The organism is Nocardiopsis sp. TRM 82005 (assembly GCF_056312425.1).
On sequence record NZ_JBWDTQ010000020.1, the window covers coordinates 144943 to 166783 of the forward strand.

The window sequence follows — 21841 nt, forward strand, 5'->3', positions numbered from 1 at the left end:
CCGTCAACCGCTGTGGGGGTGTGAGCTGTTGGTGTGGCAGGTGCCCCAAGCGCACACGAGTACACAGGAGCGGCTGCGTGCTCGGGCGCTGGCGTGCGGTCTGTGCCGCTGTCCCCGGATAGCCCGCCGGGGCACCGGAGGAACCGGGGCGGGGAAGTTCGCTGATTCCTGGGACAGGCGCCCCCGGACCTGGCTGCTGTTCGTGTCGAACACGGCAACGAGACGATCCGCATCACCCCGCAAGGGGCGGGTGTCGATCAAACTCCCCGCCCCGCTCGCGGAGCTGGCCAACGCCCCACACGGTAGGTACGTGCTCTCGTCCCGGGTGGACTTCGCCCACCGGGGCGGCGAGTGGGCCGACCGGGTGGAGGCTGATCGTGCGGTGGCCTACCGCCTCCACCTGGATACCGGCCGGGGCCGGTGGTATGTGACCGCGCCTGGACCCGCGCCCCTGTTCCCGTCATCTCCATGGAAGCGGCCCCGGCCCGGGGGGTGGTCGGTGTGGACACCAACGCCGACCACCTGGCCGCCTGGCGGCTGGACACCCGCGGCAACCCGGTCGGTGACCCCCGCCGGTTCGCCTTCGACCTCTCCGGGGCCGCCTCCCACCGGGACGCGCAGGTACGCCACGCCCCGACCCGGCTGCTGCACTGGGCTCAGGCCTGTGGCGTCAAGGCCATCGCCGTGGAGGACCTGGACTTCGCGGCGGACAAGAGTCGGGAGAAACACGGCCGCAGGAAACGCTTCCGGCAGCTCGTCTCCGGCATGCCGATCGGCAGGCTCAAGGCTCGTCTGGTGTCGATGGCCGCCGAGCAGGGCCTGGCCGTCGTGGCCGTGGATGCGGCCTACACATCCAGGTGGGGTGCCCGGCACTGGCAGAAACCCCTCACCAGCGACAAACACAAGATGACTCGCCATGACGCGGCCTCGGTCGCGATCGGCAGGCGCGCCCTCGAGCACCCGGTCCGGCGCCGGACGGCACCGTCCCCGCACCACCGGAGCGATGGTGTGGGGCCTCGGACCGTCCAGGCCGAGCCGGGTGTCCGAGGGCGTGAGGGAACCCGCCCACGCGTCACGGAGCGCGCACACGATGCACGTGCCCGGACGGGCACAGCGAACGCGGGGGAACAGCGCGTCCGACACCCTTCGGGACGCGCGCGGTTCCGGGACGTGGCATCAGATGCCGCCCCCGGACACTGTCGAGGAACGGTCCCGGGTCAACGTCACGCCCGCCAGTACCGCGAGCAGGCCGAGCAGCGGGGCCAGGCCCGGTCCCAGACCGGACACCGTCAGCGTCAGCAGCCCGCCGCCGACCAGTGCCGCCGCGGCCAGGGCCCGGGCCATGCCGGGGGAGCCGCTCAGTGCCTTCGGCGGGTTCTCGAAACGCACCGCCCAGTGCGCCAGCGGTACGACCAGCGGCAATAGCACCACCAGGCCCAGCACGCCCCACAGCAGCCACAGGCCCGTCATCGGCTCCGGTGTGTTGATCCCCAGGCCGAACACCAACACGCCCGCCATCACGCTGATCGGCAGCATGTGCCACAGGTAGACCGTCATCAGCTGCGGGCAGACCCGGTCCAGCAGCCTCGCCGGTCCCGGACGCTCCGACCACGCGCTGATCCGCTCGCGCAGCAGCACCGCGGCACCGACCTGTAGTACGCCGACGGCCGCGAGCACCAGGGTCGGCGGGGCGACGTTCGAGGTCTCCGAGGCGAAGACACCCGTCATGTTCAGCGAGTACGGACCGGCCAGCACCAGGGCGAGCGCGGTGATCCCACCGCCCGCCACCATCGCCGCGGCGTAGCGTCGGCGGATCGTCCCCGTCGTGTAGCAGAACCCCAACTGGTGCACGCTCAGCCACACGAACGCCACGTTCAGGTAGCCGACCCACTCCGTGCCCGTCCCGAAACGGGTCAGGTCCACGGCCGCCGCGGCGGCCAGGAGCGCGACCGGCGCCCACCAGCCGAACCGCTCCTGGGCACGGACCAGTACCGGGGTCGTCACGACCACCAGCACGTACACGGCCAGGAACCACAGCACCATACCCGCGGCCCCCGCGCCCACGAGCACCGGCTGGACCGGGGCTCCGGCCAGGACCAGCAGATGGCAGGCGACGATCCACACGGACGCCAGCGGCACCACCGGCCAGGCGAGCCTGCGCAGCCGCCGGGCGAACCAGGTGGAGACGGGCACGCCCCGGGCGGAGGCCGAGAGCCAGCTGATGAGGTTCGCCGCGCCGCCGACGAAGAAGATCAGCGGCATGACCTGGACGACCCACGTCAGGAGGAAACCGCCCTCGATGGCCAGGACGCTTCCCGTGTTCAGGTCGCCCTGGCTCTGGACCAGGACCGGCAACCACCAGTGCTGCATGACCACCAGGGCCATGACGAACAGCCGTATGACGTCGAGAAACCTGTCCCTGCCCACCCCGGTCCGCGGCCTCTGCCCGGCCCTGGGAGACGCTGTCGCGGCGGTGTCGGAGGGGTACGCCGACGACGCGCCCCCGCGTTCCTTCTCGACGGTCACGGTCATCGGTCGCTCCTTGGTCTTCCCGTGCACGGGCGTCCCTGGGCACGGATGGGCGCAGGGGCCTGTTCCAACGGGTTCAGGGGGTGGCGACGCGCTCTCGAACGCGCCCGGTGGCGTGGCCGCGCCAGATCAACGGCTGATGACGCGTTGCAATGACCCTAGGGCTGCTCAGGGGGTGGCCGCCATGGATCTGTCTCCACACTTCGGCCGATGGTTCGCCCGCCCGGAAAAGGTGGTGCCCGCACCACCGTGCACCGGGGCGCGGCGGCGTAGGGCCCATGCCCGACGGCTCCGGCCGGGAGGAGGGAACGACCGCACCGGTCGACGCTCCGGAGTCCCGTGGAGGTTGCGGATACGGTACCGCGAACGCAAGCGTACCCGGGACGCGTTCGCACGGTGACGCGTCGGCGGAGGAGATCTGGCCGGTCAGGTCCGGACCGAACCGGTCCTCAGGGAGCGGTGGGCAGCGCGCGCTTGTGGGCGGTGGCGCGGTACCGGCCGACCAGGGTGGTCTCCACGTGCTCGGGCACGGGCAGGCCCTCCAGGAAGTCGTCGATCTGCTCGTAGGTCAGACCGAGCGCCTCCTCGTCCGGCTTCTGCGGGGTGAGCGTCTCCAGGTCGGCGGTGGGCACCTTGTTCACCAGGTCGCCGGGACCGCCGAGCTCGGCGGCGACCGCGCGCACACGACGCTTGGTCAGGCCGGTCAACGGCACGAGGTCCGCGCCGCCGTCGCCGTACTTGGTGAAGAACCCGGTGACCGCCTCGGCCGCGTGGTCGGTGCCGACCACAAGGCCGCGCAGGCCTCCCGAGACCGCGTACTGGGCGATCATCCGCTGCCTGGCCTTGACGTTGCCGAGAACGAAGTCCTCGGAGGAGTCGCTGGCGTAGGTCATCCCCGCGGCTGTGAGGGAGGCGGCCATCGCGTCGGTGGCGGGCCTGACGTCCACCGTGAGGCAGCGCTCCGGCGCCGTGAACGCCACGGAGCGAGCAGCGTCCTCCTCGTCCTTCTGCTCGCCGTAGGGCAGGCGCATGGCGACGTACTCGCACTCGTGGCCGTTCTCCTTGGCGCGGTCCACGGCCAGACGGCACAGGCGGCCCGCGGTGAGCGAGTCCACGCCGCCGCTGATGCCCAGGACCAGAGCCTTGGAACCGGTGGTCATCAGTCGCTCGGCGAGGAAGGCCACGCGCTGTTCGGCTTCGACGCGGGCGTCGAAGTGCTCGGGCACTGCGAGGTCGCGGATGATGTCGCGACGGGCCTGGCTCAGCTCGGTGTCGGTCACTGCGGTCCCCCGTGGGTGTGGTGCTCGTGCCCGCTGATTATCGCCTCTCCGGCGGCGCGGGACGAGTCGGGGGGTGGGGCGGGCGGTGCGGTACCCGCCGTGTGTGGAATGAAGGACGGCAACGGTTCAGGTGTCCGTGCGCAGACGGCGGGCGAAGCGCTCATAGTCGACGACCACGCCGTCGCCGTCCACTGACAGCTGGTACTCGCCGTGCAGGGGGTCGCGGTAGGTGTAGCGCTCCAGGCCGTCCTCGGCCGGGTGGCGGGTGTAGCGCTGCCTGACCCGGCGCACCCGCAGGGAGGGGATGTCGATCCAGGCCACCACGATGTCACGGTACTCGCCCGGACGCAGGCCGAGGCGGCGGATCGGGAGGGTGTTGGTGAGAGGGGTGGCGGCGACGTCCGCGTCCAGGCAGCCCACCAGTTCGGGGAGGGGGAGCCCGTGGGCGTCCGTCCAGTGGCCGCTCCGTGCGTTGAGGGCGACCGCCTCCAGTCCTTGGTCGGACAGGACTTCGGCACGCACCCCGCGGGTCGTCCATGCCAGGTCGGTGCGGACGGTGAACCGGGTGAGGAACCGCTGCTCGCCGACGACGACGGTCTCCCCAGCCTCCAACCGGTAGCCGTCGGGTTCGGAGATGAGCGTGCCGAGGCCGAGTCCCTCGGGGACGTCGGTCCGTGTCCACGCGACTGGGTGTGCTGTCAGTGACGACATGTCACCGTTCTACCGTTCCGGGGACGGGTGCGCCAGAGCGGCCCCGGGCACGTACCGCACCGGCGGTGCGGTACGTGCCCGGGGGGAAGCTTCCCCGGGGAGGGAGGCCCTCCCCGGCGCTGTCGGTCCGACGACGCGGTCAGAGCTTCGCGGCCTCGCCCTCGGCGGGGCCGGACCTGGCCCCGCGGACCTCGGCGTCGACGCGGTCGAAGTCGCTCTCCATCTGCGCGCTGACCCTGGCCAGGCCGTTGAAGACGAAGACGGCGACGACGCTCAGGATGACAGCCGGAACCATGGCGTACAGACCGATGCCGAGGAACCGCTCGTCGACGATGTCCCACAGGATCGCGGTGGCGCCACCCGTGATCATGCCCGCGAGCGCACCGGACCAGGTCATGCGCTTCCAGAACATCGCAAGCACCAGCACCGGTCCGAAGCCCGCGCCGAACCCGGCCCAGGCGTAGCCGACCAGGTCCATCACCGACTGGTTGCCCCACAGGGCGATGGCGGCGGCGGCCAGGGCGACGGCCACCACGGTGACGCGGCTGGTCCACAGCAGCGTCCTCGGGTTGGCGTCGCGGTCCACGAAGGCCTTGTAACCGTCCTCGGTGAGCGCGGACGCGGCGACCAGCAGCTGGGAGTCGGCGGTGCTCATGACGGCCGCGAGGATGGCGGCGAGCAGCAGGCCGGCGACCAGCGGGTGGGTCAGGGCCTCGATCAGACGCGGGAAGACCTGTTCTGGGTCGCTGAGCGGGGTGTCGAAGTAGGCGATGCCGATGAAGCCGACCACCACGGCCAGGATCATGGCGGTGACCGCCCAGGCGACGCTGATGATCCCGGCCTTGGGGATGTCCCGGGCCGAGCGGATGCCCATGTAGCGGGAGAGGATGTGCGGCTGGCCGAAGTAGCCGAGGCCCCAGGCCAGCCCGGAGACGATGACGACCCAGCCGAGGGTCTCGGTCCCCACCCACTGGCCGAGGTCGGTGTCGAGCGAGGTGCCGCCGACGGCCGACAGCAGGCCGGTGCTCTTCTCGGAGATCCCCTCGGACAGGCCGCTGAGACCGCCGAGCACGGTGACCGCCATGACCGGGACGATCAGCAGGGCGATCCACATCATGGCGGCCTGTAGGACGTCGGTGAACGATACGGCGAGGAAGCCGCCGAGCACGGTGTAGAGCACGACGATGCCCACGCCGATGGCGATGGCGGGTGCCGGGTTCAAGCCGAGGACCTGGTCGAACAGGGCGGCCATGGCCACCAGGCCGGAGGCCACGTAGAAGAAGTAGAAAACGAGGATCAGCAGCGCCGAGACCCCGCGCAGCAGCCGGGTCGGGTCGTTGAAGCGGTTCTCCAGGAAGGAGGAGAGGGTCAACGAGTCGGAGTCACCGCCGGAGCGGGCGTCGGTGACGCGCTCGGTGTACACGCGCAGCCGGGGCGCGAGAAGGATCCAGCTCCCGGCGAAACCGCAGGCCAGCCCCACGGCGATCCAGGCCTCACCCAGACCGGAGACGTAGATGGCGCCGGGCAGGCCGAGCAGCAGCCACCCGCTGAAGTCGCTGGCGTTGGCGCTCAGGCCCGCCACCCAGCTGTTGAGCTGCCGTCCCCCGAGCACGAAGTCCGACTGCGAGACAGTGCGCTTGTAGGCCCAGAGGCCGATGGCCACCATGATGGCGAGGTATACGCCGAAGGTCGCGATGGACCAGACTACGGAGTCACCCAAGACCGTCCCCTCCTCTCCCTTGCGCGCGGCTGAGTCCCTTACGCGCTGGTTATGAACATTGTGGGGAATCATTGCCCCTTGTTCGACAAGTCACAATGGTCGTGCGTGGAACAACACCGCTTTGATACCTCACCGAGTTATTGACCAGGCAAGATTGTCCGCCAGGCCATGCCCTGGCTCCGGTGTTTGTCGGATCGAACATACGCGGGAACCGCTGATCGGACCTTGGGACGTCCCTGTACCGCGGGACCCCGTGCCGCCGGAAACCCCGTGGAACGGGTACGAGGAGCCGTCCGGCATCGGTTCCGTCCTCCCCGTCGAGGAGGTGTCCGGTACCCGTGCGCTGGAGGACGAACGGGAACCCGTCACCCCGCGGCGGCTGGTCGACGGGTCTCTGTGCGACAAGGGGGCCTACGAGAGCCTGCCGCAGAGCAGCGGGGGACGTGTCTGGTCGCCTCAGGGGTCAAGGGTTGGATTTCCGGAGGACTCGGTGACGGCCTTCCCGTCACGCCGCCGTCACCCGATGAGAGCGCGGCGCTCCTGCGCGAGGTGCGTCCGGTGAGGATGGTCTGGAACGGGGACAGGGGCTGGGAAAGGCCGACGGCCCGGGCCGCTCACCGCGGCCCGGGCCGTCCGTGACGGAGGGGCTCCTCCCCTTCGGAGCGCCTCCGGCAGGAAGGGTCCCCCCGCTCCGCCGACGCGGGGGGACCCTGGCCGGTCATCAGTCCCAGTCCAGGCCGCCGCCGGTCTGGTACTCGATCACGCGGGTCTCGAAGAAGTTCTTCTCCTTCTGTAGGTCCATCATCTCGCTCATCCACGGGAACGGGTTCTCCGTCTCGCCGAAGATGGGCCTCAGGCCGATCTGCTCGGCGCGGCGGTCGGTGATGAAGTGCATGTACTTCTCACACAGCTCCGAGTTGAGGCCGAGGACGCCGCGCGGCATGGTCTCGCGGCCGTAGGCCACCTCCAGCTCGCAGGCCTCGATGAGCATCTGTCGGACCTCGGCCTGGAACTCCTCACCCCACAGGTGCGGGTTCTCGATCTTGATCTGGTTGATCACGTCGATGCCGAAGTTCAGGTGGATCGACTCGTCGCGCAGGATGTACTGATACTGCTCCGCGATACCGACCATCTTGTTGCGGCGGCCCAGCGAGAGGATCTGCGCGAAGCCGGTGTAGAACCACATGCCCTCGAAGATCACGTAGAAGGCCACCAGGTCGCGGAGGAACGCCTGGTCCGCCTCCGGAGTGCCCGTACGGAACTCCGGGTCCTCCAGGTTCTGGGTGTACTTGAGTGCCCAGGCGTCCTTGGCCGTGATCGAGGGGACCTCCCGGTACATGTTGAACAGCTCGCCCTCGTCCAGGCCGAGGCTCTCGCAGATGTACTGGAAGGTGTGGGTGTGCACCGCCTCCTCGAAGGCCTGGCGCAGCAGGTACTGGCGGCATTCGGGGTTGGTGAGCTGCCGGTACACGGCCAGCACGATGTTGTTGGCCACCAGGGACTCGGCGGTGGCGAAGAAGCCGAGGTTGCGCTTGAGCATCAGGCGCTCATCGTCGGACAGCCCGTCCCGGGACTTCCACAGCGCGATGTCGGCCTGCATGGCGACCTCGGTGGGCATCCAGTGGTTGTTGCAGCCCGCGAGGTACTTGTCCCACGCCCACGTGTACTTGAGCGGGAGCAGCTGGTTGACGTCGGCGCGGGCGTTGATCATCGTCTTGTCGTCGACGTTGACGCGCTCGGCGTCGCGCTCGATCGCGCCGAGGCCGCTGCTGGAACTCGCGCTGTTCTCGGAAACTGCGGTCATGCTGGGGCTTTTCCGTTCTCCGGCCGTGCCGGGCACATCGTTTCTGGGGCAGGGCCGCGAAGCTTCCTCCGCGGCCCGAAGACCGTCCACCGGGGCCGCCGGTGGCCGCCCGCCCGCAGAGGGGCGCCCGGCCACCGGGACGGTGGTGCTACTGGCAGGCCTCGCACTCGGGATCGTCGATCGCGCAGGCCTCGCCGTCGACGATCTCGAACTCGTCCTCCGAGGCATCCGCGCCGCCGGTGTCGGGCGCCGGACTCGGGCTCGGCGCCGGGGACGGCGCGGGGCTCGGCGCGGGCGAGGCCGCGGGGCTGGCCGTCGGGGTGGCGGCGACCGCGTTGAGGCGGCCGTCAGTGCCCTTGAGCGTGCTCTTCTCCACGTGCGTGGCGCTCTGCGAACGCAGGTAGTAGGTGGTCTTGAGACCGGAGCGCCACGCACGGCGGTACAGGGCGTCGAGCTTCCTGCCGCTGGGCGCCGCCATGTACAGGTTCAGCGACTGGGCCTGGTCGATCCACTTCTGGCGGCGCGAACCGGCGTCCACCAGCCACTCCGGGTCGAGCTCGAAGGCGGTGGCGTACAGGGCCTTGAGGTCGTCCGGAACGCGGTCGATGGCGCCGAGGCTGCCGTCGTACATCTTCAGCGCGGAGACCATGGCGTCATCCCACAGCCCACGCGCCTTGAGGTCGCGCACCAGGTAGGGGTTGACCACGGTGAAGTCGCCGGACATGTTCGACTTGACGTACAGGTTGCGGTAGACCGGCTCGATCGACTGGCTCACCCCGGTGATGTTGGCGATGGTCGCGGTCGGAGCGATCGCCATCACGTTGGAGTTGCGCATGCCGGTGGCCTTGACGCGCTCGCGCAGCGAGTCCCAGTCCAGGGTCTCGCCCCGGTCCATGTCCAGCACGCCGCCGCGCGCGTCGGCCAGCAGCCGCAGCGAGTCGATCGGCAGCACGCCCTGGCTCCACAGCGAACCCTCGAAGCTCTCGTAGGAGCCGCGCTCGTCGGCCAGCTCGGAGGAGGCCTCGATGGCGTAGTAGCTGACGAGCTCCATGCTCTCGTCGGCGAACGTCACCGCGCTCTCGGACGCGAACGGCGTGCGCAGCTTGAACAGGGCGTCCTGGAAGCCCATCAGGCCCAGGCCCACGGGGCGGTGGCGCATGTTCGCGCGGCGCGCCTCGGGGATCGTGTAGAAGTTCACGTCGATGACGTTGTCGAGCATGCGCACGGCGGTGCGGACGGTGCGGCGCAGGCGCTCGGCGTCCAGGCCCTCCGGGCCCACGTGCTGGGCCAGGTTGACCGAGCCCAGGTTGCAGACCGCGACCTCGTCGGCGCTGGTGTTCAGCGTGATCTCGGTGCACAGGTTGGAGGAGTGCACCACACCCATGTGCTGCTGCGGCGAGCGCAGGTTGGCCGGGTCCTTGAAGGTGATCCACGGGTGCCCGGTCTCGAACAGCATGGTGAGCATGCGCCGCCACAGGTCGACGGCCGGAACCTGCTTGGAGACCTTGATCCGCCCGGCCTCGGCCTCGGCCTCGTAGTGCGCGTAGGCCTCGGCGAACTCGGCGCCGTACTTGTCGTGCAGGTCGGGGACCTCGTCCGGCGAGAACAGGGTCCAGGTGCCGCCCTGCTCCACACGCTGCATGAACAGGTCCGGAACCCAGTTCGCGGTGTTCATGTCGTGGGTGCGGCGGCGCTCGTCGCCGGTGTTCTTGCGGAGGTCGAGGAACTCCTCGATGTCGATGTGCCAGGTCTCCAGGTAGGCGCAGACCGCGCCCTTGCGCTTGCCGCCGTTGTGCACCAGACCGGCGGCGGTCATGTAGGTCTCGTCGGTCTCCACCTTGAGGTCGAACACGGTGGGGACGACCTCGGCTCGGGCGACGTCCCGGACACGGGTGAAGACCATGCCCTTGTGGTCGATCCAGTTCCTCTTGACCAGCGGACGGCAGCCGACGAGCTCCGCGATGCCCTCCACCGCGGGAACCCGGATGTCGAAGGCCTTCACCGTGCCGGAGAAGGAGATCTCGCTGCCGTCCGAGCGGCGCCCGGTGTGCGCCTGCTCCCTCTCGCGGTACTGTCCGGCGGCGGGAACGCCCAGCCGCAACAGCTGGTAGCGGACGCCCATGGCCAACGGGCGCGACGTGCTCGTGAAGTAGATCTCCACACCGCGGGACACACCGCCGTCGGTCTCCAGGAGCCCTTGGAGCATCGCCCGGGTCTGGGCGTGCGGCAGGTGGCTGAACCTGCGGGAGATGCGCTTCGCGTGCTCGCCGTCGTAGATGTCCTCCGCCGTGAGCGGAAGGGTCGGCTCACCGGCACCGGTGATGCGGCCGGTGGTCTCGTCCCGGGTCACGCCGCGTCCGGAGGCCCAGTGGATCTGGAGGTAGGTTTCACCCCGGCCGGACTCCCAGTAGTGGATGCCGCGTGCATCCAGGTAGCGGCGCACGAAGTCCAGGTGGGTGTCGAGCTCAGGATTGCCCGAGACTCCCCACTGCGTCCCGTCCTTGGACAAGTGGCCGTCGCCCAGGAGGATGCCGTAGAGGCGGGCGTCCTCCTCGGTGAATCCCTCGACCGGAACGATCTCCTTGGGCACGACCTGGGCGACGTAGTCCCCATGAGACAGCTGTTCGGCCTCCACCCACTCGGCCCGGACCTTGTCGTTCTCGAGCCACTTCAGCGTGCGGCTGTTCGACTGCCCCAGCGGCACACCTTGGATGGCGTAGAAGGGGTGGCCAGAGGTGACCTTCAGGCTCTCAAGGGAGTGCTTGATGTTCACCTCCACCATGGGATCGACCTGGTCGTACATCATGACGTCGGTGACCTCGCGGTAGTTACCGCTGTGCCCGAGGACCAGGTCCCCGACACCGATCTCGGAGATGGGCTTGCAGCCGTCAGCCGTGTAGACCGGGGTGTCGGGAGCGAAACACTGGTTGACCGCGACGGCGGTGTCGTTGGCGATCTTCAGGAACGGGACGACGCCCTGGCTCTTGCCGTTGGTGCCGCGGATGTGCGAGCCCAGGCCGCGCACCGGGGTCCAGTCGTTGCCGAGGCCGCCGGAGTACTTGGACAGCATCGCGTTGTTGCTGATGCCGTGGAAGATGGCGTGCAGGTCGTCGCCGGTGGTGGTGAGGAAGCAGGAGGACAGCTGCGCCCGCACGGTGCCCGAGTTGAACAGGGTGGGCGTGGAGGCCATGAAGTCGAACGAGGACAGCAGCTCGTAGAACTCGATGGCGCGGGCCTCGCGGTCGTCCTCGTCGAGGGCCAGACCCATGGCCACGCGCATGAAGAACGCCTGCGGCAGCTCGTAGCGGACCTCGTCGCTGTGCAGGAAGTAGCGGTCGTAGAGGGTCTGGATGCCCAGGAAGGTGAACTGCTCGTCGCGCTCGGGGTGCAGAGCGGCGCCCAGGCGGTCCAGGTCGTACCCGGCCAGCGCGGGGTCGAGCTGGCCGAGGTCGATGCCACGGCTGACGTAGGCGGCGAGGTAGGAGGCGTAGCGCTCACCCATCTCGGACTGGCTGGCGGTGTCGGGGGCGCCGCTGATGAAGGTGAGGGCCTCACGGCGCAGCGTGTCCAGCAGCAGACGGGCGGCCACGTACGAGTAGTCGGGGTCCACCTCCACGAAGCTGCGGGCAGCCATGACCAGGGCCAGCTCCACCTCGGAGTCGGGGATTCCGGGGTAGAAGCCGCGACGGGCCTCGGTGAGGACCTTTTCCGCCGAAACACCGGTAAGCCGCGCGCAGGCCTCGGTTACGACGTGCTCGATCCGGTCGGCGGCGGCAGGGGGGCTGCCGTCGTTGGTCTGCTCGGACCGAACGGACGCGGGCACGGCTTCGACGTCAAGGGTCATACAGCGGCTCCAACCTCAATAGAAGAGTCCCGGCGGGGAGGGGACCGAGAAGCAAGGTGCACGGCTCCCACCGGTGGACCGGCGCACTGGGTGCGGACGGTCGTCAACCGGTGGATCGCGGCGGCTCACCCTCGAAGGCCCCGTCGTCGGCACACGCTCACGTGCGCACCAGTGGCAGGTCCTCGGGCTCGTGGAGGTCACCGCTCCGGGATGTCCTCGGGGGTTCCCGGCGCCTGTGGCGTCCTCGTCTCCACTCACCGCTGCGGGGCAGCCCCGGATTCGCACCGGGTTCCCTCTTGCCTCACCCAGGGGTGAACCACCAGCGGGAGAGATACTACATCTAGGGGATGTCAGCTTGGAACACCGCAAGATGATGGCGTGTCACTGATTTCTCAGGTTCTTCGACGGCTGCCGAACACGCGCTCCGGGCGTGGTATGAGGGGGAGGCGCGCACCTGCTCACCGAAGGCGTGACACCTGGTCGGAGCCAGCTCCGGGGGCGACTCGACACAGCCTAGAACGTCACCGGGACCGCCCGTACCCGGAGCGCTTCCGACGTGCCCTCCGCACGGCCCGGAACACCTGCGCACGGCGGTCCGGGGCGACCGCGGAACCTGGCGTACCCGGTCCGCCGGCCGCCGCCTCGGGCCCGCACGGGCGGTTCGCGGGGATGGTCGGCCCGGGCGTGTCACATGTCCCCGGCGGACGTCGGAAAGCTCACTCGTCAGATTCCGCCCCGGCCCGGAGGGCTCCGGCGAAGGACCGTCCCAGAGGGGTCCTCAGGTCCCGGGACCGGGTTCGCCGATCCGCTGCCGGCTCTCGTCGAAGTGACGGGCCATCAGTTCCCAGTACACCAGCAGCAGCGCCGTCGACACCGCCGTGGCCGCTCCGGCGGGCACCGCCTTGCGGCGGCGCGCGGCGATGGCCGCGACGGCTCCGGAGACCGCTCAGCGGGCCCGTCCGCTCCGCGGATCCCCCTCCGGTGGGCCCCGCCCGGCCAGGCCACCGGGAAGCGCACGCAACCACGTGTCACGTGCGTCACCGTCTTCTCACGGTGGGAGATCACTCCCCGTCGAGCAGCCGGTCAAGGACGTCCTCGCCCAGCCCCAGATCGACGCGGATGCGGAAACGGATCCGCAGCAGCTCCATCAGCAGGTCGTGGACGTAGGGGGAGGAGGCCAGGTCGAGGAAGCGGTCCGCGCCGGCCGTCGCCCACCGCTCGGCGCCCTCCAGGTCGTCGTGGGCGTACAGCGCCTCGGCGACGTGGATGTAGGTCTGTAGGCCCGGGAGCTCCTCCGCGTCCAGGCGCTTGAGGTGGGCGTAGGCCTGTTCCGCCTCGTTCAGCTGCATCAGGGCCCCGGCGCTGAGGGCGCGCGCGTCGATCACCGTGGGCCCGCCGTCGTCGATCGCCCGCTGGTAGGCCGCGCAGGCGCGCTCGAACTCCTGGGCGATCTCCCACTGCTCTCCCGCGCGCACGAACAGCTCCGCGCGGGAGATCTCACTTCCGGCATCGACCCGGTTGGCCAGGTCCAGGAGTTGGGCTGCAACCGGCCCATGCTCACCGGACCGGACGGCGTGGAACTCCAAACTGTCGAGTTCTGCCGTCGTCACGTGGGTCAACCGCATCGCCCCCATCCCCTACTCGCACTCCCAAGCTCAGGTCAGGGTCTGGCGCGCTCCAGTGCCTGCCAGAACCCCTGGCGCAGTCCGTCCCGGACCTCGTCACGCAACAGGTGGTCGACCGGCAGCGAGGAGCCCTGAAGCAGACGCGCCTCCAGGTCGGAGGGCATCCGGGGCCTGCGGGCGAGGACGGCCTCGACCCACAGGGCGGGCGCCTCGCGAGCGATCGACTCCGCGAAGTCGTTCCCTTCTTTGTGCGCAACATGCACCGCTTCGTCAACGGTATGCGCGGAGGAGCGCATCTGCTGGGGATATCCAGGAGTGGGACGCAGTTCCTGGTAGTCGCCGGCGCCGAACCGGCCGGCGTTCTCGGGACCAGTAGGCGGCGGCCCCTCGTAGGAGGGAGCCGCCCCACCGCGGTGGGCGGTGTCAGTTTCCGTACTGGTCCCATAGGTAGGGTTTGTTTCGGACGTACCTCCGAAGCCGGAGTTGTCTCCCGCGCCGAACCTTGGGTCCTGTGGTGGGCCGCTTCTCTGTGGTGGTGTGTGCCCCGGCTGCCCGTGTTGCGCGTCCGGGGCGAACGAGTACTGGGCCCCGGTCTCGTGCGCGAAGGACTGCTGCGGCCCGGTTCCGCCGTTGAAGGACTGCTGAGGCCCCGTTCCGCTCGCGAAGGACTGCTGCGGCCCGGTCATGGCCTGTCCCTGCCCGTGTGCCGGTCTTGAGGGCAGTCCGTAACCCGCCTGGTCGGCACCGCGCATCGACTGGTGGCCCCCGGTGGGGGGATAGCCTCCCTGGCCGTTCTGTGCCGGGTGCCCCCCGGTCATCGGGGCGCCGGGATAGGCACCGTTGCCGCCCATGTTCGGCGGGGCCTGCCCCCCGGAGGGGAACCCGTTCGCGTCGATGGCGCCGTGCTGCTGACCTTCCGCACCGGGCCCGACCAGGTGGTCGCCGCCGCGCTGCTGGGCGAGGCTCCGGCGCATGGCGCGCAGCTGGTCCATGGCATTGCCCTGAGGAGCGGGCTGCCCTCCGGTCCCGGCGAACATCGCCTCCAGACCCGCGGCCGAGGATGCCGCCGGTTCGGCCCGGTTCCCTCCGGGCTCGGCCGCGACAGGCTGCCTCGGTGTCTCGGGCGCGGAACGGGCGCGGCCGTTGGCGAACGGTGTGGTGGTCTTGGCCGCCGTCTCCTGGGCGGAGCCGCCGCTGGAGAGCAGGTTGACGTGCGGGCGCAGGTGTCCCGCGCCGATCTCGATGAGGTCGTCGCACTCCCGGCGCAGGGCGCGGGAGATGGTCCAGTTCCCCTCGACGGAGATGTGCACGACGGTGACGCGCACACCCATGTCCTGTACGTCCGCGACGACGGAGGCCATGTCCTCGTCACCGCTGACCAGGACGGCGTCGCACAGGACGCCGGTGCGGGCCAGCGTGGTGAGGTCCCGTTGGACGTAGCTCTCCACGCCCTCGCGACGGCCCGGCCTTATACGCGCGGCACGGAACTTGATGCCGGGGATATCGGCGATGCCGTCCTGTTCCTGGGTCCGCCGGTCGTCGGCGACGGCTTCGTACCAGTAGCAGCGCAGGAGCGGCAGACCGGTGCGGTCCCGCGCAACCTCGTTGAGGAACTGGACGAGACCGGTGTAATCCCAGGAGACGGAGTCCCGGTTGCGGGTTCCGTGTACGGCCATCGCGCCGTCCGCGAGAAGGTATCCCGCGTCAACGAACAACGCGCAGCGATCCACTCACACCGCCTCCCTTCCCTGTTGTCTCTGGGGTCATGTCCATGACCGGGGCACAGCCTAGCCAAGTCTGTATGGTTTTGCGTGCCCCTTGTTGATACAGAGAGTTACGGTCCTACTACCCAAAGATGGCTCGTCAGGGTGTTCTCGGATTCCCGGCTCTCAGGGCGATCCCGAAAAAAGCCGGGCGGGATCTGGACCCCGGGTGCGCACGGGAAACGTCAGGGCCACGGCTCCCACCACGACGACGTCCTACTTCGCGAGGATTCGGTTATCCGTTTCCCGCCCAAGTACTGAGTCGAATCGAACTACGCCGGTACCGAGCGTGACGGGCCCCTGTGCACCGCGGACCGAATCGGTGAACGCGTTGTCCGACTTCCGCCGTTCGCTGGTCGGTGTCCAGCGGGATCACCGTTCAGGAGCGGCCTCTCCGGAGCCGGGACCGGACCCGGAATCCGTGGGCACATCGTTGTCCGACGCACCCTCGGCCTCCCCTCGGCCCCTTCTCCCTCAGCGGTCACACCGCCTTCCAGAGGCATCTCCGGCCCCGGAGCCGACCGTTCGCCCGGCTGGGGCTCAACCGAGGTTGAGGCGTCCTCCCGTCACGGCGAAGACGGCACGCCGCCAGGGAGAGGCCGGGATCCGCTTCACGGCGGCGATCCGCTGTTCGTATCCGCCCGGGACGGGGGCGTGCCCGCCGTCCACGGCACCTGTCCAGGACTCGGCCCCCGAGGGCTCCGGTTGGGCAGAAGCGGCCGGGGCGCCGGGCAGGTCTTCGGGGAGCGTGCCCTGGGGCCGCTCCGGGTACTCTGCCTCCGGGTGGGGCGCGTCCGGGACGTCCAGGAGCCCAGACACCGGGCCGCCCTCGGACACAGGCCGCGCGTCGCCCCGCCCGGTGGGGTCCTCCCCTGTCCCGGGGTGTTCCTGAGCGGAGAAGGGGGCGGCCTCGGCGCGTGCTTCCCCGCTCGGCGCGGAAGCGGCCAGATCGGCCCCCGCGGACGGTGCGGCCTCTCCGGTTCGGGCGTCCGCGTCAGGCCGCGTGGGAGCCGGGGCGCCGGGCGCGCCCTGCTCCCCGGAGCCCGCGCCCTCCGTCTCGGGGGCGAGTAGAGAGGCTCCCCGGTACAGCGGGGAATCTCCTTCCTCAGGATCCTCCTGCTTCTCCTCTCCTTCCTCTCGCCCCTTTCGGGCGCGCCGGTCGGCGCCGAGGACCAGGAAGACGTCCGTCTCCTCCGCGTCGGGGTCGTGCGCGTCCTCCCCGCTCCCCGGGCCGTCGGACGGCGATCCGGCGGGGCGTGGTGGACCGGTCTCCCTGGGAGCCCGGCTCTGGCCGGAGGCTCCCCCGGGACGCGCCGTGTCGGAGGGCGGTGCCGCCCCGAACCACGCGCGGGCGGGCGGGGTCTCCTCCCGGCGTTCCGGCGGTGGTGAAGGCTCCTGGCCGCGCGGCGGCTCCTGGCTCGGAGGCTCCGGCCTCCGCACGGGCGGTGCCGCGGGAGAAGCCGGTGGAGCGGCCGCCGAGCCCCGGTGCGCAGGCACACCGGAGGCCGGGCCCTGCCGTGGCCGCTGCGGCTGGTACTGCGGCGGCCCCGGCGGAGGTCCGTACTGCTGGGGATACTGAGGGGGTTGGAGAGACGTCGGAGGCTGCTGGGGAGGTGCCGGGGGCTGCTCCGGCGCGGGAGACGGCTGGGGAGCCGGGGCGGGCATGGGTGTCCCGGCCAGGAAGGCCTCGGCCACCGAATCCTGGGCGAAGGCACGTGGCGGCGGTGCCGTGCCCCCGGGCGCCGTCGGAGGCCGTTGCGGCCCCGAGTGCTCCGGCCGCGCCGCCTGGTTCGGGCCGGTGGGCTCGCGCGGCCCGGGCGGCTCGACGGCGTAGGGGGGACGGGGGAACGGACCCTGCCGCGGTGGTCGCTCCTGTCCCGGCACACCTCCGGGCGGGGTGCCCCGGCCGTGCCCCGGCCCCTCGGGAGACCACGGACCGGGTTGGGACGGACCGGGTTGGGAGGGCTGTGGGCCGCTGGGACCCGCGTACCCCCGTGCACCGGGCCGTGGCGGTGCGCCCGCCGGGTACGGCCCCCGGGAGAGGGGCTGCTGGCCACCGGAGGGCGCGACCCGCCCATGACCGGGCTGCCCCGGACCGCCCCGCTGGGGGCCGCCCTGTCCCGGGCCGCTCCGCGCGGGCCCCTCTGGCTCGGGTGTGCCCTGGACAGGCCTCCCCGGCCGGCCACCGGGAGGGGCTGCCCGGTCCGGCCGCCCCGTGTCCCGAGGGGGTTCCCGTTCCGGGTCGGGTCGCTGGTGCTGGTCCATGGCCTACTCCCCTCCTTCCGTACGTGCTCGCCCGGGTACGGTGCCGTCGACCGCCCGGTCCAGTGCCTCGGCGGCCACCAGCTGGACGGTCCGGTGGGTGGCCTCGCCGATCAGCCGCGGACGCACCGCCGCCCCCTGGGCCAGGTGCCGGTCATACGGCAGGACGACCACGCCCGCGCCGCTCTCGGCGATGACGCGGGCCGTACGTGCCACGTCGAACCCCGGGTCCTCACGCCGCCGCTCCTCGGAGAGGACCACCACGGTCCGCTCCGTCTCCTCCTGCCGGCCCTCCCGGACCAGCTCGTCCAGTTCCCGACCGACCCTCAGCGCGGCCTCCCTGGTCGCGCGGACCACACGTACCCGGGCGTGCGCCCCCTCCTCGACGGTCCCCACGAAGGCACCACCCGACTCCCCCGCCACCAGGGTCACCCCGAAGAACCGGGAGATCGGCAGCAGCCCGGACATGTAGGAGCCCGCGCCGTCCGGTGCGGCCCGCACCGTCCACAGGCGCGCGTTGACTTCGCCGAGGCTGCCGCACGCCGCGTCGAAGGCGCTGGCGTCCACCCCGTCGAGGTCTCCGGACCCGTCGGCGCCGAGCCGCTCGGCCAACGACGGTTCCCGGCCGGTGGCGTCCACGGCCAGCACACGGTCGTGGCGAAAGTGGGCCAGGGACCGGGCGACCAGGGCGGTCACCACCGCCGCGTCGGCGCCCGACCCCAGGTCGTCCACGACGATGCGGCGGCCGGTCGAGGTGGGACGCTGCAACCGCGTACCCAGTGCGATGGCGTCGGCCACCTCGTCCACCGGCCGGAACGGCCGCAGGACCGCGCGCCCGAACCGGCGTACCCAACGGTCACCGGATACCGGCCGGCCCTCAGCCGGGCTTGTGGACGTCGGCGCGGCCGCGGGTGCGGCCCCGGTCTGGGAAGTGTTCATCGTCCCCCGCTCAGAAGGTCGTGAGGAGCCGCTGGAAGGTACCGAACGCGCCGATCGCCAGGGGCACCAGCACGACGACGGCGATCGCCTCGAACCTGCTGGTGACACCTCGCAACCGTGCCCGCACGTGCTCGGGCTGCTCGATGGACAGCACCACGGCGGGGATGGCCGCGGCCGCGGCCGCGGTCCCCAGCGCCGGCCACACGCCCCACGTCACGGACTCCGCCCAGGAGGACAGGAAGGCCACCAGCACCACCAGGCTCGCGGCGATGAGCACCGACTTCTGCGCGATCAGCGGGAACAGCCGGGCCCGGCTGGCCACCACGAGCGCCAGCACCACCGACAGCCCCGCCGTCCACCAGTCGAAGTGGGTGGCCAGGCCGATCCCCGCCGTGGCCACGGCGACCGCCACCGCCACCGTGGCGATCACCAGGCTCCGGTGGGCACCCGCCACCGAGGTGAGTACGTCCCCCCGGGCCACCGACTCCCCGGAACTGCGCTGGTCGTCCAGGACCGCGAGCCCGGAGAACATCAGCGCCAGCCGCAACAGCAGGCTCAGCAGGATCACACAGGCCACCGCCATGACGGCGGCGACCTGGTAGGCGGGCAGTCCCAGCGCCGCGCCCGCCGACCACACGGCGGCCAGGGCGAGTCCGGCGCCCCCGCCGGTCAGCCCGCCCCGCCCCAGGCCCGAGGTGAGGCCGAGCAGCAGGACCAGGCCCGCGACCAGGGCCGCACCGCCGCCCCAGCGGGTCCACTCGGGCCAGCCGAAGTGGTCGCAGGCCAGCCACAGCGCCAACCCGCCGACCGCGGTACCGCTGACGGCCAGTGCCGTGCCCAGAGGCTCCCGCCAGGCCGGCCCGATCACCGCGCCCGTGGCCACCAGTACGGCGGCGACGGCGGCCAGACCGACGAGGCCGCCTGCCCCGGAGAAGTGCCCCTGCACGATCCAGCCAGCGCCCAGGGCGAGGGAGACCAGCGCCACCGTCGCGGTCCACCGGGCCGCGGTCGGGGACCAGCGCCCCTGGTGGTCGTCCAGGGCCATGGAAACCGCTTCGGGGACCTCGTGCACCACCGGGGCGGGCACCGGCTCCTCAGCCCGGATCAGCCGCAGCACGGCACCGTCGGCCACCTGCCGGTCAGCGAGTGTGGTGTCGCCGTCCAGGACGGTCCCGGATGCGGTCACCAGGTGCCGCAGCTTGGCCGGGTTCTCCACCTGGTCGCCGAGGAGGTCGAGCACCTCCGGCATGAGCGCGCCCACGGGTTCGCTCGCGGGCAGGACCGCGTCTACCCTGCGCTCCTCTCCGACGAGCGTCACCCGGCTCCAAGCGGTCATTGCCTTCCAATCCTCGCTGCTGCGTCTGCCGGTGGCGGACGGCCACCGTTGTCGGGTCCGGTCCCGGGGCCCCTGGACCGCTCCTCTCCGCGCCGACGGCGTCCGGTCCGTCCATCGCGCCGTGCGCCGTGCCTTCCGGGTGTTCCGGATCCTCCGGGAGGGGTTCCGGTCGGCGGCGGGCACCCGCCACCGACGCACGCGGGAGCGTCCACGGACACTCCCTAGTCGGGCACGTCGCTCACGGCGACGCGCTCCAGATAGCCGTGGCCGATCAGCCAGCGGACAGTCGGGGTCGGGGGGACCTCGCTGAATCCGGCCGTGTCGAGGGTGAAGCGGACGCCGCCGCCTGGATGGTCCTCGTGTGCGGGGGCCCTGGTGGCGCTCACCTGGAAGGGGTGGATGACCCGGTAGCGGTGATAGAGGTCCTCGTCACCGGAGCCGGTGCGGGCGTAGTCGGGCAGGCCGCGCTCCCCGAAGGGGGTGCCGTCGGGGAACAGGTAACGGCCGCTCTCCTGGCCGAAGGTGTCCACGACGTCGCCGACCTCCAGGCTGTGCAGGTAGGAGCCTCCGCTGCGCTCCTCCAGGTTCTCGCGCACCTCGGTGCCCAGCTCGGCCGCGGCCTCGGCGGTCTCGCCCTCCTCGGCCTGGGTGAGGACGGTCGGCTCGGACTCGGTGGTGGCGAGCTCCTGGAAGAGCCAGCGGGCCGCCTCGTCCTCGGTGGTGAACTCCAGGCCGGGACGTCCCTGGTCGAAGTCGATGACGGCCGCGGACAGGTAGCCGTCGGCGTCCTGGGTGAGCACGTAGTAGCTGTCGACGGTCTCGGGACCGGGGCGGGACTCCCCGGGCAGCACGTACAGGCTCTCGGGGACCCCGGCCGCGTCCAGCTTCTCGCCCAGGTCGTCGAGCGTGACCTGGGAGCCGATCCAGTCACCGGGGATGGGCGGGACGGCGTTGCTCGCCGGACCGGACGACGCCTGCTCCTGCTCGACCTGCTGGCTGCTGAGCTGGTGGCTGACGAAGGACCACCCGACGGTGCCGCCGCAGATGACCGCGGCGAGGCAGGCGCTGATCGCCACCTTGCCGAAGTTCTCGTCCAGGCGGCGCCTGGTGCGCTGGCCACCGAAGAGCACCGCCTCGCGCAGGCGCTGTCGGCGCACGGCGACGGACTCCAGCAGCTGACTGTCGTAGTCGCGTGCCAACCGTGCTCCTCACTGCCTCTCGTGGTCTCGCCCGCCCCACCGGGGAGCGGTCAGATGTTCTGGACCGCCGTGCTGGCGCGGCTCAGGGCCTCCTGCGCGGTGGTGTCGTTGGTCTCCAGGGTCTCGCGCACGAGCCGGATGATCTCACGGACCTCGTTGCCGGCGTTGTGCCACTTGAGCTCCTTGGCGCTGTACTCCTCGGAGACGCCGGTGGCCTCGAATTCGGCCATGGCCTGGTTGACGTCCGTGTCGTGCTCACCGATCAGCGTCTCGAGGCGGTTCATGATCGTGTTGATGTTGCCCTGGGCCTCCTGGGAGGCGCCGACGTCGTAGGCGTTGTTGCTCACGGGTGCTCCTCTCGGGGGTCAGCGAAACTTCGCGGCGTCGAAGTTGGCCGCGCCCATGCTCTGGTTGGCGTCGTCGGCCATGGTCTCGGCACCGGTGTTGAAGGCGCTGTTCATGCCCACCTGGCCTTCCTCGATGGAGCCGAGGCCCGCGCGCAGGTCCGCGGTGATGCCGTCGGCCCGCGCCTTGAAGGAGTCGAAGGCGGACTTGCCCGCACCGTCGAACTTGCCGGCCAGGGGCTCCGCGGCCTGTACGAGCTGCTGGATCAGACTGGTCAGCTCGTCACCGACGTTTCCGGTGTTCTTGGACAGGGTGGTCAGGGTGCTGCTTCCGATGTCCCAACGTGACAACTGTTCACCTGCTTTCCGGGGGTCCTCGCGAGGTTGTCGCCTCCCGCGGGGGAGGATGCACGCGGAACGCCCGTGGTTCGGAGGGGGTCCCGCAACCAGACAACGGACTCGATCCCGCCAATAGGGAGGATCTG

Annotated in this window: 14 protein-coding genes and 1 riboswitch; all 14 genes read right to left on the bottom strand. The window is 70.9% G+C overall.

Going from position 1 to position 21841, the window contains the following annotated elements; translation table 11 throughout:
- Window positions 1-1176: 1176 nt before the first annotated feature.
- The 14 genes from AC0T5L_RS17040 to AC0T5L_RS17105 all read right to left on the bottom strand — a co-directional run bounded on the left by AC0T5L_RS17040 (window position 1177) and on the right by AC0T5L_RS17105 (window position 21707).
- Window positions 1177-2532 carry an acyltransferase family protein gene (locus AC0T5L_RS17040; protein WP_476166474.1) on the bottom strand — a complete coding sequence of 452 codons (1356 nt, stop codon included), beginning with the start codon at window positions 2530-2532 and terminating at the stop codon, window positions 1177-1179.
- A 446-nt stretch (window positions 2533-2978) separates the two neighbouring features.
- A complete protein-coding gene (nadE, locus tag AC0T5L_RS17045; RefSeq protein ID WP_476166475.1) occupies window positions 2979-3809 on the bottom strand; it encodes an ammonia-dependent NAD(+) synthetase in 831 nt (276 codons plus the stop codon).
- A 126-nt stretch (window positions 3810-3935) separates the two neighbouring features.
- Window positions 3936-4520 carry a putative glycolipid-binding domain-containing protein gene (locus AC0T5L_RS17050; RefSeq protein WP_476166476.1) on the bottom strand — a complete coding sequence of 195 codons (585 nt, stop codon included), beginning with the start codon at window positions 4518-4520 and terminating at the stop codon, window positions 3936-3938.
- Between the two features lie 139 nt (window positions 4521-4659).
- Window positions 4660-6240 carry a sodium/proline symporter PutP gene (gene putP, locus AC0T5L_RS17055; RefSeq protein WP_476166477.1) on the bottom strand — a complete coding sequence of 527 codons (1581 nt, stop codon included), beginning with the start codon at window positions 6238-6240 and terminating at the stop codon, window positions 4660-4662.
- Window positions 6241-6961: 721 nt separating this feature from the next.
- Complete coding sequence (locus tag AC0T5L_RS17060; protein ID WP_476166478.1) at window positions 6962-8044, bottom strand: ribonucleotide-diphosphate reductase subunit beta; 1083 nt, start codon at window positions 8042-8044, stop codon at window positions 6962-6964.
- A gap of 148 nt (window positions 8045-8192) precedes the next feature.
- Window positions 8193-11888, bottom strand: coding sequence for a ribonucleoside-diphosphate reductase subunit alpha (locus AC0T5L_RS17065; protein WP_476166479.1), 3696 nt, complete (start codon window positions 11886-11888; stop codon window positions 8193-8195).
- A gap of 156 nt (window positions 11889-12044) precedes the next feature.
- Window positions 12045-12224, bottom strand: a riboswitch (cobalamin riboswitch).
- Window positions 12225-12949: 725 nt separating this feature from the next.
- Window positions 12950-13522 (bottom strand): hypothetical protein, encoded by a 573-nt coding sequence (locus AC0T5L_RS17070; protein WP_476166480.1) that lies wholly within the window; start codon window positions 13520-13522, stop codon window positions 12950-12952.
- A 26-nt stretch (window positions 13523-13548) separates the two neighbouring features.
- Complete coding sequence (locus AC0T5L_RS17075; protein ID WP_476166481.1) at window positions 13549-15243, bottom strand: NYN domain-containing protein; 1695 nt, start codon at window positions 15241-15243, stop codon at window positions 13549-13551.
- Between the two features lie 573 nt (window positions 15244-15816).
- The gene (locus tag AC0T5L_RS17080; protein WP_476166482.1) at window positions 15817-16716 is read right to left on the bottom strand and encodes a hypothetical protein; all 900 of its coding nucleotides are present in this window, start codon (window positions 16714-16716) and stop codon (window positions 15817-15819) included.
- Window positions 16717-17544: 828 nt separating this feature from the next.
- A complete protein-coding gene (locus AC0T5L_RS17085) occupies window positions 17545-18477 on the bottom strand; it encodes an ATPase (RefSeq protein ID WP_476166483.1) in 933 nt (310 codons plus the stop codon).
- 10 nt (window positions 18478-18487) lie between these two features.
- On the bottom strand, window positions 18488-19813 hold the full coding sequence (eccD, locus tag AC0T5L_RS17090; RefSeq protein ID WP_476166484.1) for a type VII secretion integral membrane protein EccD: 1326 nt from the start codon (window positions 19811-19813) through the stop codon (window positions 18488-18490).
- Between the two features lie 221 nt (window positions 19814-20034).
- Window positions 20035-21012: a TNT domain-containing protein gene (locus AC0T5L_RS17095; protein WP_476166485.1), complete on the bottom strand. Its 978-nt coding sequence runs from the start codon at window positions 21010-21012 to the stop codon at window positions 20035-20037.
- Between the two features lie 50 nt (window positions 21013-21062).
- Window positions 21063-21359 (bottom strand): pore-forming ESAT-6 family protein, encoded by a 297-nt coding sequence (locus AC0T5L_RS17100; RefSeq protein WP_476166486.1) that lies wholly within the window; start codon window positions 21357-21359, stop codon window positions 21063-21065.
- 18 nt (window positions 21360-21377) lie between these two features.
- Window positions 21378-21707 carry a hypothetical protein gene (locus tag AC0T5L_RS17105; RefSeq protein ID WP_476166487.1) on the bottom strand — a complete coding sequence of 110 codons (330 nt, stop codon included), beginning with the start codon at window positions 21705-21707 and terminating at the stop codon, window positions 21378-21380.
- Window positions 21708-21841: the final 134 nt, after the last annotated feature.